At 36.0% G+C, this 17,551-nt stretch carries 11 protein-coding genes and 1 riboswitch; of the genes, 3 read left to right on the plus strand and 8 right to left on the minus strand.

Features of this window, described 5'->3' with window-relative positions; genetic code table 11:
• Positions 1-45: 45 nt before the first annotated feature.
• Positions 46-161, minus strand: a riboswitch (TPP riboswitch).
• Positions 162-227: 66 nt separating this feature from the next.
• Complete coding sequence (locus tag C9J29_RS18435) at positions 228-1,157, minus strand: AEC family transporter (RefSeq protein WP_090003035.1); 930 nt, start codon at positions 1,155-1,157, stop codon at positions 228-230.
• A gap of 319 nt (positions 1,158-1,476) precedes the next feature.
• A complete protein-coding gene (locus C9J29_RS18440) occupies positions 1,477-3,579 on the minus strand; it encodes a methyl-accepting chemotaxis protein (protein ID WP_089986926.1) in 2,103 nt (700 codons plus the stop codon).
• A gap of 253 nt (positions 3,580-3,832) precedes the next feature.
• On the opposite strand from C9J29_RS18440, the gene C9J29_RS18445 reads away from it, so the two are divergent.
• Positions 3,833-5,479, plus strand: coding sequence for an S-layer protein (locus tag C9J29_RS18445; protein ID WP_164908751.1), 1,647 nt, complete (start codon positions 3,833-3,835; stop codon positions 5,477-5,479).
• Between the two features lie 206 nt (positions 5,480-5,685).
• Here the strand turns inward: C9J29_RS18445 and C9J29_RS18450 are convergent, their stop codons facing one another.
• Positions 5,686-6,840: a response regulator gene (locus C9J29_RS18450; RefSeq protein WP_089986924.1), complete on the minus strand. Its 1,155-nt coding sequence runs from the start codon at positions 6,838-6,840 to the stop codon at positions 5,686-5,688.
• A gap of 482 nt (positions 6,841-7,322) precedes the next feature.
• Between C9J29_RS18450 and C9J29_RS18455 the strand changes: the two genes are divergently transcribed.
• The gene (locus C9J29_RS18455) at positions 7,323-8,615 is read left to right on the plus strand and encodes a hypothetical protein (RefSeq protein ID WP_089986923.1); all 1,293 of its coding nucleotides are present in this window, start codon (positions 7,323-7,325) and stop codon (positions 8,613-8,615) included.
• Between the two features lie 98 nt (positions 8,616-8,713).
• Here C9J29_RS18455 and C9J29_RS18460 read toward each other — a convergent pair whose 3' ends face one another.
• From C9J29_RS18460 to C9J29_RS18475, 4 genes are all read right to left on the minus strand, one after another.
• A complete protein-coding gene (locus C9J29_RS18460) occupies positions 8,714-10,639 on the minus strand; it encodes an AraC family transcriptional regulator (protein ID WP_089986922.1) in 1,926 nt (641 codons plus the stop codon).
• Positions 10,640-10,777: 138 nt separating this feature from the next.
• On the minus strand, positions 10,778-12,688 hold the full coding sequence (locus C9J29_RS18465; protein WP_139207552.1) for an AraC family transcriptional regulator: 1,911 nt from the start codon (positions 12,686-12,688) through the stop codon (positions 10,778-10,780).
• Between the two features lie 184 nt (positions 12,689-12,872).
• Complete coding sequence (locus C9J29_RS18470; RefSeq protein WP_089986920.1) at positions 12,873-13,817, minus strand: ABC transporter substrate-binding protein; 945 nt, start codon at positions 13,815-13,817, stop codon at positions 12,873-12,875.
• 100 nt (positions 13,818-13,917) lie between these two features.
• Positions 13,918-15,483, minus strand: coding sequence for an AraC family transcriptional regulator (locus C9J29_RS18475; RefSeq protein ID WP_107922585.1), 1,566 nt, complete (start codon positions 15,481-15,483; stop codon positions 13,918-13,920).
• A 99-nt stretch (positions 15,484-15,582) separates the two neighbouring features.
• On the opposite strand from C9J29_RS18475, the gene C9J29_RS18480 reads away from it, so the two are divergent.
• Complete coding sequence (locus C9J29_RS18480) at positions 15,583-16,539, plus strand: ABC transporter substrate-binding protein (RefSeq protein ID WP_089986918.1); 957 nt, start codon at positions 15,583-15,585, stop codon at positions 16,537-16,539.
• Between the two features lie 36 nt (positions 16,540-16,575).
• On the opposite strand, the gene C9J29_RS18485 is transcribed toward C9J29_RS18480, so the two are convergent.
• On the minus strand, positions 16,576-17,550 hold the full coding sequence (locus C9J29_RS18485; protein WP_164908750.1) for an AraC family transcriptional regulator: 975 nt from the start codon (positions 17,548-17,550) through the stop codon (positions 16,576-16,578).
• Position 17,551: the final 1 nt, after the last annotated feature.

Genomic DNA, 17,551 nt, shown 5'->3' on the forward strand with positions numbered 1-17,551 from the left:
GGATCCGGCCATGAATGTAAAGGGTCTATTGATTGCACGTAATAGGCAATAGCTTCTTAACTTTCCCACGCTGGTATGAGCCAGATCAGGTCCAAAGGGTCAAGAAACCTCTATGCGTTTCCCTCTCAGCCTGACTCATCAGACCCCCCCTAGTTAATACTATTCAGTTTGATGCTAGTGTAGCAGATATTGCTAAGAGATGGAAGTTATCATTTAAATATTTTCTATTAGGTAAACAATACATCCGCAATATAAATCACAATCGTGACCGTTATACAACTCACAATGGTTGAGAATAAAACGGTTTGTGCAGCTGTTGCCGACTCTACATCATACTCTAATGCTAGACTTGAACTGTTGCGGGATGTGGGAAAAGCACTTGCTATAAATAATGATTGTGCCACAACCCCATCTAAACCCAGCGCATAGATAATGACTAAAGCCACGGCTGGTCCGATAAATAATCGCGTGAAGCAGCTGACGAATACTGTTTTATTAAACATCGTTTTGATCTCCATCTGAGACAATTGGGCGCCTAGCGTGATTAATGCAACGGCAATAAAACCATCTGCTACATGGTCTATTGGTATTTTAATAAACTGCGGAATGCCAATATCAAAATAATTCATGGCCACACCGATTATTAAAGCGTGAATAATAGGCATTTTTATAAAGTCCTTAAAAATCGTCATGCCCGATTTAGTAGAGGAAATTAAATTATATAAACCATACGTATACGTTGTCATGTTTTGAAAGATAACGAGTATAACCTGGATGGCTACACCAATAGGTTGAGTGGCAAAAATCATTTGAGCTACCGGAATCCCATAGTTCCCAGAGTTAATGAGTACTACACTATTTTTAAAAACAGCCGCCTCAGTTTTGGCGAGGCCAAGCCCTTTCGCTAAAAAGTGACTAAGCAGCATTTGACTACCGATAAAAAGTACAACAAACAATCCGACTTCTCCTAGAACAGACAGCTTTATATTCGTCTCATATAAATTAATAAATACAGCGGCTGGCATAAAACAATATGTAATAAGCTGTGATAATGCTTTTAAATTAAAGCGAAATTTCTTTTGTAGAATAGCACCTAGTACAAGTAATACTAAAATAGGTGCGACAATTTGAAAGAAAATCATTCCAAGATACACCATATTGATGTCCCCCCTCCCTTTTAATAGTAGTGTCGATCATGCACTTGGTCAATGACACTTACTTTCATAATTAAAACCGTTGATTTCCACTACGGACGGGGCGCGCCTTGTTCCTATGGTTGAAAAGATTCAAAAAATCAAATCAATGAACGAGAACAATGTAAGAATTACCAAAACTCATTCATTTAGGGCCATGTATGATTAGGCAGCAAAGAATTATTTTTCATGAAGTAAAAATGAAAAAGGAATCGAGCATGAACTTCTCGATTCCTTTTATCAACAGTCTGAGCTACCTTTAGATTTTAGGTAGCCTTTTTCTTTACGCAAGCTTAAATAGATTAACTACCTCTTGCAGTTCATTAGAGATATCATTCATATTTTGCATAGACTCTGCCACTTTTTGCAATTCTGCTTGTTGGTCCATTGCAGAGGCACTTACTTGCTCAGCAGAGGCCGCTGTTTCCTCTGATATAGCCGATATACTTTGAATGGACATAATCGCTTGATTTTTATGCTCTAACATAGTAGACAACTGTGTCATTAGTTCACTAATAGAAGTTGCAATTGCACGTGACAAATCACTATTATCTTTAAAGGCCAATTGCGTGCTTTGTACGGACTCATTTTGAGATTGCATTAAGTCTGCATTTGATGCAATGACTGCAACTGTTTGCTGAGAATTTTCTAAAATACTTTCTACCGTGCTTTTAATAATTTCTGTTTCAGTTTTTGATTGCTCTGCCAACTTTCTTACTTCTTCCGCCACGACAGCAAAACCTTTTCCATGCTCACCAGCTCGTGCAGCCTCAATACTTGCATTTAAAGCTAATAGATTAGTTTGCTCCGTAATGCTTTGAATGGAGGCAATAATTTGATTAATATTGGCAATATTAGAAGCTAGCGATTCCATTTGCTGCTGAATACGGCTGTTCATCTCATTCGTCTCTATATTATGTTCATGTAAACTTAGAACCTCTTGCATGCCTTTTTCTGTTGTCACATTTGTCTTGTTGGATAAATCGTCCATTTCATTCGAAAGCGCAGTAATAGCGTCTATTTGATCCGATAAATCCATCATACGATAGTTCGTTTCTTCAGTATCCTCTGATTGCTTCGATGCACCCTGTGCAATTTCATTAATGGCTACTGATACCTCTTGACTAGAGGACACGATTTCATTAAACGCCTCATGTACCTGGTTAGAAGATTGGTTCAATAGAGTCGTGGAGTTTAACACCGCTTTAATAGCACTATTAGTTTTATCCAACATATTATTATAGGCCAATGCGACTGCCCCAATTTCATCTAGTTTAATATATTTATCCTCTACCTTTTGTGTTAAATCACCTGCTGCTGCTGTTTCAATTGAAGCACGTAAAAACTTGAGCGGCTTTAACTGTTTGTAAATAAATAGTACACTTGCAGCAGTCATCAAGGCTACCATTATAATGGATGCTATAATCGTATATATAAATACATGGTTATATGTTTCTAAAATTTTTGATTCAGCTAATACGATTTGAACGGTCCAAGTTTCGTCAATGTCCTCTAAAATCATTGGAGCAAACACATTATAAGCTTGATCCTTTAGTTCATTAGACTCTATGTACATACTTGTTAGCTCGCCGTTTTCCATTGTCTTACTTATGCTTGTCCAAGCAGGGTCGTCTTGCATATTTTGCCCATCCAGCTCTTTACCGAAGCTGTTAGCTGTTAGTACACCGTTATTTGTAATAATTGCCGCATAGCCGCCTTCCGGAGCAACAGACTTTGTCAGCTCATTTAAATAATCAATCGATACATCCGCCGTCAATACACCAAAAAACTTCCCTGAAGCATTGACTAATGGTACAGAAATTGTGGTCATTAGTACGGTTTGACCGTTTACACTATAGTCATAGGGCTCCGTTAAAACGGTCCGTCCCTCTTCTTTTGGCACCCAGTACCATTGGGATACATTTTTATCATCTACACCTTCAATAAGAGTGGTCGTTATTTCATTACCATTTTTACTTAAGTATGGTCCAAAACGTTTTTTGGAATCTACCAATGTAGCCTCATCATTTGGGTTTACAATAAGAGAATTCTGTTCAAAGATAGCTCCTACCCCTAATAAATCATCATTATTGGCTAAATTATTTTCCATGATGTCTAAAACACCTTTGGTAGATAGCGTCTTATTCTTCTCCATACTTTCAACGATCCGTTTCGTTGTTTGTAATGTTGTATTGGCTTTTTTAAAGCGCTCGCTCATAATAGCCGCTGATGATTCAGCCGTTTGCAATGTTCCATACTCTGCATCTTTAACACTTTGCTTTTTTATAATCATCCCCGTTGTCACTGTATAGGATAAAAATAATACTAGAAACAATCCTATTATTAGGGAAGATAGTTTCAATGCAATTCCTCTTGATTTCTTCATCACAAACACCCCACTTTTATAAATAATCATAATGGATGGAAGGTCGTATCTCAATAAAATATTTAGCGAATAAAGTAGAAATTTACATAATTATAGATAAAAATACAGGCATATTAATAGATTTTTCTTATATATTTCAAAGTACTTATGACTCATTCAAGTTGCAACAATTAGTAAAACATACACTTAAAATACTAAATTATAGTAAAATATGATATATTATCTATTAGATAAAATGATTGGAGTGACTTGCATGACAAATAAAGCGCTATCAACATTAATAGCCACGGCTATGACAGCGACACTAGTATTACCAGTGGCTACTGCACAAGCCTCTTCTTCCCTAAATCAATCAAGCTTATATGAAGCACAGTTTCAAGTTGCAGCAACAAAAAAAGTGGTCGGCAATGCCGTAACGATTAAAAACATTACAAATGATACGGTCATTACAACAAACGGTACATTTAGAATCCACAATGATTTAAAGCCCCTTTTTGATCATTCAAACAAAACAGCATTAACGAATGCATCGGCCACCATTGTCGTAAAAAACAAGCAAATTATTGATGTGACATCATTAACATTAAATAAAGCTGGTACGAGTAAAAAATCAGTATATTTTGATGGGGGTGACGCTCATGTTTCTGGTGATGTTACTGTGAACGCAGATTATGTAAACATACAAGACATTACGATTGATGGTCAGCTAATCATTACAAACAGAGTAAAAAAAGCTATTACACTTGATGACGTTTCTGTGAGCGATACGATTACACTAAAACCACTAATTATAAAGAAGAATGACTGGCTGTATGTTACGCTAAGAGATATGAAATCATCTACTATCAATGTAGCACGTACGAAGGTGAATATATCTTCTGACCAAGCGCTTTCTAAAATTGATATAGGAGGTAAAGTTCCTACTTTTGAGTTGAAGGCAAATGTGGAAAAGCTAACGATCAATGTAGAGGAAAACTTCAACCTTTTCGGCGAGGGCAAAATTGAACAAATCATTGTCAAAGGCGGAACAAAAGTAGCATTAAATTCTGGACACCAGGTGGGTAAAGTACAAGTAGACAATAAAAGCGTATCCGTTACCCTACCTGTTATTGATAAAAAAGAGCTAACTACGCTACTAGCATCCCCCCCTTACGTACAGGTTTCTATAAATGGATACGATATTTTAACAACTGACAAATGGACAATGCAGGTTGATCGTAATATTTTTGATTCTGCTGTGGCCAGCGCCAAAGCTGTAGCAAACAACAATAGCGCCTCACAAGAACAAGTAAAGAATGCTATTACACAATACAGAAATGCTTTATCCGTCTATCAAACTGCTCAAAAGTACGGCTTAAAATATGGCTATGGCTACGGCAATAGCGATAAAGCTACTCTTCAATCTTTAATCAATTCAATTCAGTATGTAACGGTTTCGTGGGGCTCAGATGTTTACCATAATAATCCATGGACAACGCAAGCTGAGAGGAACGCTATAGATTCCGCAGTTTCAGCTGCTCAAGCAGTTGTTAATAATTATTACGCTACTCAAACTGATATTACGAGTGCTATCAATAACTTAAACAATGCTATTTGGACTTATAAGAGTGCTTATAAGTATAATAATAATTATTATTATGGTAATAAATACAGCTTACAAACGCTTGTTAATCAGGCAAAAGGGATGTATGTGACTGTTTCAGAGGATGGATCAGGTTTATCATCTAATATCAATTGGACAACGTATATGGAATGGTACATTTTCGACTCGGCCGTATCATACGCTGAAACGTTTTTATCTAATAATTATTTCTCTGACTACGAAGTCTCATATGTCATTAATTATTTAAACACCGCTATTTCAACCTATAAAGGCCAGTATAAAAAAGGGAAAGATTAAATTCTTTCAGCTTGAAATAAAACAATGATGCTGACAAAACAAATCAATGAATATAACGTTTGATCAATGAGTTTCATAAACCTGTTAGGACGAAAACTAGGAACAACTATATCATCGAGCTTGCGTTAACTTCTCAATGGCTTTTTTTTCAATCTAGGGACTCTGCAAACTGCAAGAGTCCTTTTTATAATCATTATTCTATATAGTTAAACATTCATGTGCGTTAGCGCATTGGTCTGCTTCCATCTTTTATACCAATTCTCAATTTCCTCACTTGGTTCCACCGCCAAATGCTCCTGAAGCGCTTTTTTTAACAGTAAGTATTGCTCCTCAACAGCCGCTACATTATTCAGTAAATCGTAAAGTTTCATCAGGATGAAATAGTTTTCCTCTTCACCTGCAAAAAGAGCTTGAACTGTTTCCTGTACCTTAATAGCAGCTGAATAGTTTTCATTTGTTATATAAAATTCACTAAGCTGATGGGCATGATGTAACCATAGTCGCCTTAAACGCTCTTTCTCACTTTCTGCCCATAGATAATCACAATCGCCTAAATAATCACCAGTATACATTTGGAATACTTGTTCATGCTGATCCACGGTTGACTTTTCTAGTGAAGGTAAAGCTTTCAAGCTAGACAGCCATTGTTCTACATCTACAACAGTTTGTTCCAACAAAAGTTTATAGCCTGAATTGAGCAATGGACTTGAAATTTGCACACCTTCCAGCCCATAGTTTTTTAATGTTTGACGTATTGTATAAATGGCCGTATAAAGTTGTTTCGATGCTTTATCTCTATCAGACTCTGGCCAAAATAACTCTAAAATGGTATCACGATATATAATTTCATCACGGTGATTAAGTAAGTAAGCAAATAACTCTTTCGCTTTGGATGTTCGCCATTTTAAAATTTGTGTTTGGCCGTCTGGCGATACGACATGGAGCCCGCCAAATAGATTAATAATTGTAGAGTTCATTGAACTTTTTTTGTGTTTATTATTGATCTGTTCAAGACGATCCAATGTCTTTTCTAAACGTGAAATTTGTATGGGTTTCAATAAATAATCAACAGCATGTAAATTAAAGGCATCTAAAGCATATTGATCGAACCCTGTTGTAAAAACAATCTCTACATCTGGCAATAATTCTTGAATTTTCTCCCCCAGTGCTAAACCATCCATATCCGGCATGACTATATCTAAAAATACAACACTTGGTTGTATACTCTGTATCTCATCCATCGCTTTTAGAGAATCGGTGTATTCTCCAACTACTTCTATCCCTGGAACCTTACTTTCTTCAAGCAAGGTTTTTAATCTCGTTATTGATAAATATTCATCATCTACTAGCACGATTCTCATTATTACTCCTCCTTAAAAACTACTCCTTTACTTATTATCGTTTATTTTTCTAAAAAATTGAGAGATAGCATTACTTTTGAAGGATAAATAATCCAATTTGTAGACATCTACTGATATAGGATAAAAAAGAGCACGCCTCCTAAAAAACCATATTTTAACTATTAACAACTTCTATTATTTACCATAAAAAAATTAAAATAAACTGGCCTAACCGCTCATTTTTATATTCTCTCTGTCAGATGATTTTCGGTCATTACAGCCCATTATTATCCGGTAGTACTTGTCCCACAACAAAACAATTCTTTTTTGATGCCGTTTAAATAGGTACTGAAGTTATATACTCTCACTAAAAACACATAACCAATCTACCTATTCGGCCAAAAAATGCATAAAAAAATCCCAGGCTATGATAAAATTGATACAACCCCATATATTGGATAGATTTCCGTTTCGAATAATATAATTAGGAGGCATCTCATAGTATGAAAAATAAAAAAAAATTAGCTCTGCTGTCTTTAGTGGCGGTCCCATCGCTCCTTTATAGTGCACCAGCATCTGCTGCTAATGTGACTGGACAACCAAGCGTGGCATACATATACAGCACTTCTTACTACAATTCTAACGTGTCAAATGTTATACAATTGATTAACAATATTAACTACACAACCTCTACCTTCCAAGTAAATTTGGAGGCAGCACTTAAGGCCTACAATGCACTAACAGAGCTGGAAAAACAGTATGTAACAAACTATTCCACATTGTCAGCACATCAACAGACAAGGATTTCTTACCGTAAACTGGCAGCACAAATTGAGGAAAAGTTATATTCAGTAGAATCTACAGCTGTTAATTATTATCAAAATGTCATGGAAACAAGAGATTGGTATAATACCTTAAATGCAGCACAAAAAACTTTTGTAAGTGCAGCCGCGCAAAAAATATTAACATCATATATTGCGCCTAATACATCAGTTGATAAAGTAGTAAATAAAATTCAACTAATTAATTCATCTCGTCCAACTTTCCATAAAGATGTAGCTGATGCTCGAGCAGAGCTATATGCCTTACGTAGGTTTTCATATGTTTCTTTACCTACTGGGGTTGAACAACTTCTACTTGACGCTGAACAACTTGTATTGAAGGATAAGGCTGCTGCTAAGGCTGTAGAAAGTGCCATTGCAGCTCTATCACCAAAAACCTCTACTCCGCAGGATGTACAAGAAGTAAAGACGGCTTTTGAAGCTCTAACACCTGTACAGCAGCAACTCGTGCCAAATGTTTGGACTTTGGTTGATTTTGTCCAAGGGAAATATACACTCCCTTCAAAAGGGAACGTCCCTAAAACACCTGTACTATCAGATATGGTAGCTATACCAGGTAAAACAACGGCTATGACGAAAAGCAAGAATATTTATAAAGCCAAAATAAATGTTTCTGATTCCGAGATTGATACAGAACGCTTTATTTTAACAACAAAGGATAAAATAACAATTATCATTCCGCCACTTTATACATTAATCAATGAAGATGAAGGTGTAATCGACATTCAAGTAACAAAAAGGGGAGATCGCATTACTCTTCAGGCTACATTAAATAAAAAGCAAGTTACATTCGATGCGAACATGGAGATTATTATTGAAGGTTTATCAGCAAACTCATCGATCAACCACTTAAATGACTTTGGCAAGCAAGTACCAGCCGACTATATCGTTAGTGGAAACCGTCATATTATCCCAACAATGACACCTGGGACATTCCAAATCATTAGAAATTAAACATTTTAAAGCACTAAAGATACCCATTTCAAAGGTTTCTTTAGTGCTTTCTTAAAGCGCCCCCTTAACCTGTTGTCCATTTATGAGGCACCATTTATTTAATTTACTGTAGCTAATAGACGATTTACAATGAAATCAAGCTGTTTAGTTAATGAATATATATCATTGTAGTAACAAAAACCAAAATCAATTTCCACAAGTCTGCCTTCTTTAACAGCTGGAATAGCGGACCAAACTGGATGGTCAGTTAAATCTACCATCCCTTCATACGATGAACGAAAAACATAATCTCCTGCATACTCCGTTAATACTTCTAAGGATACATCTATCGCCTCCTGAGTATTATTCTTATCATCTATTTTCTGTTGAATAATTTCTGGCGCACGCATTCCTAAATATTCATACAATGCTTGAGAACCACGTCCAAAGGTATAACTTGTTACAACTGACATTTTCCCTTTGCCGCCTTCCATAATACTAACTGTTTTATCTAATACACCCACCGCTTTTAGCTGTTCTTTACTGTCTTCTACTTTTGTATAAAAATTAGTCAAAAGATCTTTTGCTTCTTTCTCTTTCCCCAGCACTTCACCAATTTTTTCTAAACGTTGATCTAAAGATGTTGTGGCGTCATCTATCACAATAGTTGGAGCTATTTTTTTCATCTGGCCATATAGTTCTTCATTCTTTGGAATAATGATGACATCCGGCTTTAATTGAATCACTGCCTCAACATTCGGCTCAAACCATTCACCTAAACTTTCGACTGTTTTTAATTCCTCCTCAAATGCAGCGCCCTCCTGTATCTTAGAAGAACCCACAGGTGTTACACCAAATGCTAGGACGTCACCAGTATAATACATCACAACTACTCGCTCAGGATTAACGGGTATTTCAACGTCCCCTTTAATAGTGGATACAACCTTTGTTTGTGATTTAATTGCTGTTTGTGCAACAGAGGTCTTATTTCCCTCGCCCCCCGTATTCGTAGATGTTCCGTTGCTACAAGCGCTTAATAAAAGTGTTAAGCATAGAAAAAGTGTTGCAATAGTTGATACTCCTCTTTTATTCATTGATTCATACTTCCTCCCTTTATATTGATAACCATTCTCAATATAATCTTGGAAGTTCCAATCGACAATGGAGTATCTTTCAGACATTGAAGGACTATCTTTTACTAGACGATCTATTTGTTCTTTTTGACGAAACTTTATGGGTGAGATCCCTACTCTTTTTTTGAATAGTCTACTAAAATAATAAACATCATGATAGCCGACGCTCATAGCTATATCACGTAAGCTAGCATCTGTCTCCACAAGCAAAGTGGACGCCTTTCCGATTCTTAGCTGAATTAAATACTCAATAGGACTACAGCCTATCTGTTGCTTGAATTGAATAGATAAATGTGATGGACTATAACGTAATGCCTTGGCAATTGTGTCTAACGTCAATGGTTTTGCGAAGTTTTCTTCTATGTATGCTTGAATTTGATAAGAGACATTCAACTTTGGGATGTCGAGACTCTCTTGATCTAACTGTATAAAAATTTCATTTAAAAATTGATAAAATAGTGATTTAACTGTAAATTTATCTAGATTACCGGCATTTCTCCATTTACTATACATTTGATGTGTTTTTTCGAACATAGTAACAGGTGAGCTTGGTACAAAACCGTATTGATATTTGAAAGGATTATTTCTATACATGGCCGCTACTACCCTTTTATTAGAAGTTAAAGGAATAAAGGCTCGATAGAATACCATATAGTATTCAAACCCTTTATCTTTAGCCATGATTTGCAGAGTAGAGCCCTTCCCACTGTGGATAAGATGAAAGCCCTCTAGTGTATATTTGTTTAAGTCTATATAGATATCTGCACTACCTCCTGTAGCATAAAGAAACATATTAGCAGGTAATTTATACAATTTACCAATTTCCTCAGGTTTGAATAGCTCATAACGTATATCTAGTATTTTTGTCGTGGCATGATTCCAAAGAAATAGAAACTCCTCATCAGGTAGCATTCTTTATCATTCCTTTCCATTCAGCTACTCCAAGTTTATTATAATTGATAATAGTTCTCAATTATATTTTTTAATAAATAGATATTAATAGAAAAATCACTCTGGCAATACAAGGCTAGAGTGATTTTGAACTTATCTTTAATTTCTTTTAACTTGTTGGACTATCATTTCCGTTACTTCTTCGATTTGCCCAAGTATAGAAATTGGATCTGAAAACCAGAAACTCCATCCATCGATTTCGAAAATTTGATCATTTTGTACAGCATCAAGTGTTTTCCAAACAGGTTCACTTTTATAATCATATGTTTCTGTTGCTTTATCAACTGCCATAAAAATATAATCACCTGCATATTCTGTAAGTAATTCAGGGGATAATTGCAACCAAGGCTTTTCAGGATCAATATCATCTATTACTTTTGATGGCGGCGTTAGTCCAAGCCCATCATAAAATGACCGCCCTGTATAACCATTACCGTATAATGTTATATCATTTTTTGCCCCGCCAGCTAAAATAGTAACAGTTTGATTCTTGCTTATAATATTTTGAACGGTTTGTTTGGCTTTTGCTACTCTCTGATGATAGTCATCTAACCATGCCTTCACTTCTTCCTCTTTATCTAATATTCTACTAAACTCCTCCAATGTCTCATCCATTTCTAAAGTAAACGGTATTAAAACAGTAGGGGCTATTTTAGAAAAGGCTTCATATTTCTTTTCATCACCTGTAATAATAAGGTCTGGCTTCAAATCTACTACGGCTTCAAGGGAATCCTCAAAATAAGTAATTCCTTCGTTATGGTCTTTTAAATAAGGGCTTTTCATATAAAGCTCCTGTGTACCTACTGGTTTTATGCCCAAGGTCAATAAAAAACCAGGGTACGTATCCGTTACGACACGTTTCGGGTCAACTGGAATTTCTACATCCCCTTTCACAGTAGAAACGATTTTCGTTGTGGACTGCACTTCCGCAGCCTGATTGGTTGCCGCCTTTGTCTCCACATTATTGGTAGTATTCATAGCACTACCAGAACATGCACTTAGCAATAAAGTGAAGCATAGCAATAAAGTCGTCATCATAGAGGACTTTGTCTTTTTATTCATCAGTAAATCTCCTTTTTGTTTATATTGATAATAATTATCATTATCAATATAATGTTGTATCCACTTTTTATCATTAGACAAAGAAAGCCGATACATAGGACGATACGATTTATGTTGTTTTGGTTGCTGCTTAAATTTCATGGGGGTTAGACCACTGTGCTTTTTAAAAATACGGATAAAATAAGAAACATCTTCATAGCCAACACTCGAAGCAACCTCTTGCAAGCTTAAAGTTGTATGTATTAATAACTGCCGCGCTTTTTGAATTCTTATTTGAATAAGATAATCAATAATACTTCTACCCGTCTTTTGTTTAAATTGCTTAGCTATATAGGGCACACTATAATTCAACATTTGGGCAAGTGATTCTCGAGTAATCGGTAGATTGTAATATTCGTCTATATAATTTTGAATTTGCTCCACAGGATCTGGCTGTTGAACATTGACATGCTGTTGATGTAATTGCTGCAAAAGTTCATAAATAATTTGGTAGAAAAGTGATTTGACATGGAAATGCCCTATATTGTTCTGTTTGAGCCACTCTCGATGCATAGTTTCTATTTTTTCCTGTAATGTGAGTGCATTTGTAACTTGAAAAGCATATTGAAGCTGAACAGGTTTTTCCCTTTCCCATAGCGCTAGCATGCCTTTTCTAGATGTAATAGGCAACGTCGCTTTGTAGAGAATTAAGTAGTACTCTAAACTATCTTCTACAGCACTAATATGTAGGCAGCTTCCTTTGCCAGCATGCGCTATATTAAAACTTTCTATCATATAAGATTTATTGTCTAATATTACATTAGCTTTCCCTTTGATAGCGTACAGGAAACCGCTAGCTGGTAAACGAAATGAGCTAGGCTGCTCATCACCATGTATCTTGATATACCGTATATCAAACACTTGGATAGTAGCAGACTTCCACAGAAGGATATGATCATCTATATTCACTGTTTGTATACACACCTTTCAAGTCAAATAATAGAATGGCCCCCTTGTAAATATTATAAATGATAAACATTCTCAATAATATCTAAAAATGTAATAATAAAAAGAAGCATCTTCACTAGGAAAGATGCTTCTATAAGTTTCTTAATTGAGACGGTTAAACTAAATAATCAATCACCATTTTCTACTATTTTTTATTCGTTAGCCAATTTGTTAATTCCTCAACTTGCGCCAAGACTGCTGTTGGGTCATAATACCATGAACGTTCCTCAGGCCAAACATAAAGATTATCATTTTTTACAGCTGGCAGGCTGCCCCATATTGGATCTTTCTTAAAATCTTCAACAGTTCTATCATTTGAAGTTAAAATAATGTAGTCTCCTGCATAATCTGCTAGTATCTCTTCGGAAATCTCAGCCCACTGCTTTTCCATAATTTCTTCTGCTACATTTGCAGGTGGCTTTCGACCAAATGACTGATAAACTGGCTGTCCTCCACGTCCAAAGTTGTCACCATAAACATAAATAGATTTGCCTGCATCTTCAATAATGGAAAAACTCGCTTCCTCTGGAATAATCGCATCTACCTGTGCTTTTGCATCGGCAATTTTTTGATCATATTGGGAGAGCCAATCCTTTGCTTCTTGCTCTTTTCCAAGTAACTCACCGAAATATGTAAGCTCCTCATGTGCATTTTTCAATTCCCCGTATGGGATAACTACAGTTGGAGCAATTTTACTTAAAGCATCATAGTTTTCTCCATTACCAGTAATAATCAAATCCGGTTTGAGTCCTAAAATCCTCTCAGTCGACGGTTTCCCATATACACCGATATCTTCTACACCTTTCAATGCTTCCTTTAAATAATAGTTTTTAAGAGCTAGCCCAGGGGCTCCCACTGGTTTGACGTCCAATACAAGTAAACTCGCAATATATTCCTCTGCTACAATACGTTGTGGATTAGTCGGAATAACAATCTCACCATTTGTCGTCTGAATCGTTTTTGTCTCTGCTTCTTTAGTATCTTGTTCTGTAGCTGGACTAGCGGTCTTTTCCTTTTCTCCACAAGCCGTTAACAGTAGAAGTAATAGAAGAAACAGTGGCGTTAAGAATTTTCTATTTTGTTTAAGCATTTTTTCCCTCCATACACATTAATTGATAATCATTCTCAATAATTGTAGAAGAATGACAAATATCTGTCTATGCATGAAAGTGATGTATTGCCCTGTAATTTTATGATGTCAGTACTTCCATCAGTTTTTGCAATTGAGCTGCTGTAGATAAAGGGTCATATCCATAAAATAATTCATACTGATTAATAAAATACACCTGCTTCTTTTGCACAGCAGCAAGTGACTGCCATTTTTCTGAGTGTAATACAGTTAATAGACACTCTTTTCCGAAATCTTTTGTAGGAAGAGCCGTTACAAATATATAATCAGCTGGAAAATGAACGATTTCTTCAATATCTACTGTTAAATACCCTGTTTTTTCTATATTATGTGTGACAATCTCATCTGGTCTACTAAACCCTAAATCTTCGTATAATATATGACTCCCCCTTCCATGACTGCTATTTATACAATAAGCTGCTTGACTACCTATTTCCCAAACAATAGCAGTACCCCTTGCCCCAAGCTGTGGATCAAGAAGTTGATTGCATTGAGCTACCTGGTCATCATATTGCTGAAGCCAATGATTATACACTTCTCGTCTATCTACTAAATTGGCAATAAGCTCAAATTGCTCTCGCCAACTTAACTGTCTACATGGCAGCTCGAATATAGGGGCTAAAGACAGTAAAGATTGTTTTTCTTTGCCACCACTGTAGTTAATAATGACATCTGGACATGCTACGGCTATCTCTTTATAATTTGAAGTAATATCATACTCATAGCCCTTCAATTTCTGTGAGGAAGGAACAGACTTGATATTCTCTAAAAATGGGGAGTACACCCCTAACACTGGCGTAATACCTAATGCCAGTAAGCAGGCAGTATGATTGGCATTGAGTACAATGAGACGCTTCGATTTTTGATAATAAACTGTAGGCGATACACCGACAATTTCTTTAAATTTCCGGCTTAAATAGGTCCCCTCTCTGTAGCCTACTACTTGGGCTAAATCATCTAATTTTGGCATCCCTAATAATAGTTTTTTCTGAGATTCCCTTATTCTTAATAATGTTAAATATTCGCTATACGTATATCCAGTGTGCTTATGAAACGTACGAGAAAAATGTTCGGGACTTACCTGTGCTTTTTCAGCCATTTGCTCTCTTGTTAAGTCTTCATTGAAATGTAGATTCATATAATTAAGTACCCTATCAATCCACAAATCTTCTTGTTGTTTGTGAGTACGTAAATGGTGGTACAGTTCTTCTAACATTTCACCAAATAGTTTTTGTAAACGAAACGGATTACTTTCAACTGTAATTTTCGCTTCTCTTTCTATCTCCTTGACTAAATCCATGAGACGATATGAGCAATGTTCCATTAAAGTGGTGTCTTGTAATAAACTAACCAATTTGGGGCCATAGGCACGATATTGAATGACAACCCCTATACTTCCGCTTGCTTTAAGTAGATGGAAATCGTCCACATCATCCACAAACATAACAGAATTTGAGCTAAGCTGAAGCTTCCTACCTTGTAGCGTACACAAGGCATTACCCTCATAAAGTACAATGATAAAAGGGTATGCCGACTGATCTTTTTTGGCACAAAATAGTTCTTCTAATTTCATAATTTGAATAGGTTGATAAAAAACATGGGACAGTAACTGATTATCATTATACATTCTAGTTCTATCTCCTAAGCTCTTAATTGATATTGATTATCATTTTCATTATAATGGAATAGAATAATAGAAATCAATTGAATTGGGAGGCTTTTAGCTTTGACAAATTTTTTTAAAAAGAATTCCTTATTCACAGGTATTCTCCTTTTTTCGATGCTCTTAGCTGCATGTGGAAATCAATCATCTCCCTCAGCAGATAAGGCTAAAGTTAATCATTCAAATCGCGTGTTAACAGATTCTTTAGGTCATGAAGTAACGGTCTCCGAAAGTCCTCAACGTATCATTGCTCCCTATCTAGAAGATCACCTCGTGGCTTTAGGCATTAAGCCAGTAGCACAATGGTCAGTAAAAGGTGGGACATCTATTCAAGACTACCTTCAGGAATCATTAAAGGACATTCCAACAATTGAGTTTGATCTTCCCTTTGAAGCTGTTACAAGCTTTAATCCAGATTTAATTGTAATTGGTTCATCTGAAATCGCAGAAGGTGAAAAATACGAGCAATATAGGAAAATTGCGCCTACATATGTAATGGGAACAGAAGATAACAATTGGCGTAACAAGCTTCTGAAAGTGGGAGAAATTTTCGATCAAACAGATAAAGCAAAGGAAGTTCTTACAGATTATGATCAATTTGCTAAAGAGGCAAAAGAGGATATTCACAACAAGGTGGGGAATCCTTCAGCCACTGTCATCTGGAATATTAACAATACAATTTATATGGTAAGTGATACAGCCTCGAGTGGTATTGTTCTTTATGAGGATCTTGGGCTGAAAACACCTAGCCTAGTGAAAGAAGTATCCGCCTCTGCTGCTGGTGATTGGTCACAAGTATCTTTAGAAAAATTCGTACAAATAGATGCTGACTATCTCTTTGTTATTAACAGTGATCGTGCAGGCAGCTCTACATTACTAAATGATCCTCTCCTAGCAAATATACCTGCCATTAAAAATGGCCATGTTTATGAGTTTGACCAAAGCTCAAGCTGGTTATATTCTGGGGCCATTGCTAATCGCCAAATCATTGAAAATGTGTTAAATAGTATCGCTAAGTAAAAATACCCCTTCAGCTACCTTACATGCTGAAGGGTTTTATTGTGTTCGATATTTTAAAAAGTCTCGAGGGCTCACCCCATATTTCTCCTTAAACACCTCAGCAAAATGACTTGGATTAGAATAGCCCACTGCATTAGCTACTTCCATAACATTCATGGTTCCGTTTTGTAATAATAAACTTGCCTGCTCCAAACGCTTCTCACGTAAATAGCCAAACACTGTTGTACCATACATCTCTTTAAAGCCTTTTTTCAGCTTAAAATCATTTAAACCAATTAAACGAGACAGCTCCATTAAAGAAGGAGGATTCATCATATTCTCAACCATGATAGCTTGTGCTTGAAAAAGTTTGTTTCTATCGTCACGTGAGAATTCCACCGGGTTTATGGATTGAGGGAAAAAGGACTGAAATGTACTTGTTAAAAGCTGTAAAGCTATGCTTTCTAATTGCAAATTAGTTATCTGATTAGCTGCTATCGCTTCTAGAAGCTGTTTTACCATAAGCAAGTCTGGTGGGTTTATTTTCTCTTGAAACAAGCGATAAGGAGACCCACGAAGAATCCTTGAAAATCTGCTGGAAGCACCATCATACTCATTAATTTTTTTCATGTAATGGTTAAACGTTGTTACAGGTATACCAATACTGACCATCTGATAAGACTCATCTTTATTAAATAAAAAATTTGCCTCTATAGATTCCATCAATTGCAGTGTGCATGTCCCTGCCTTTACCCTATATTCACAATTAGAAATGTGAACTCTTCGTGTTCCCTGCAAGCAGTAGCTTATTTCTACCATTGGCTTCGTTGTTAAAATATTCATTTGATAGTCTTGATGAAATGAATAATCTGATATAACCACTTCTAAATCTGTACGGGGCAAGAAACGATGAATTGCCCCTTCCTTCATTGTTGATTGGAATTCCATATAATGTATGGACGTTTCCTGTGGCTTTAGTACATTTAATGCCTGAAAAAATTGAGTGAAATTTTGATGAAAGTCCACATTCATA

It is taken from the genome of Lysinibacillus fusiformis (assembly GCF_003049525.1).
GTDB lineage: Bacteria > Bacillota > Bacilli > Bacillales_A > Planococcaceae > Lysinibacillus > Lysinibacillus fusiformis.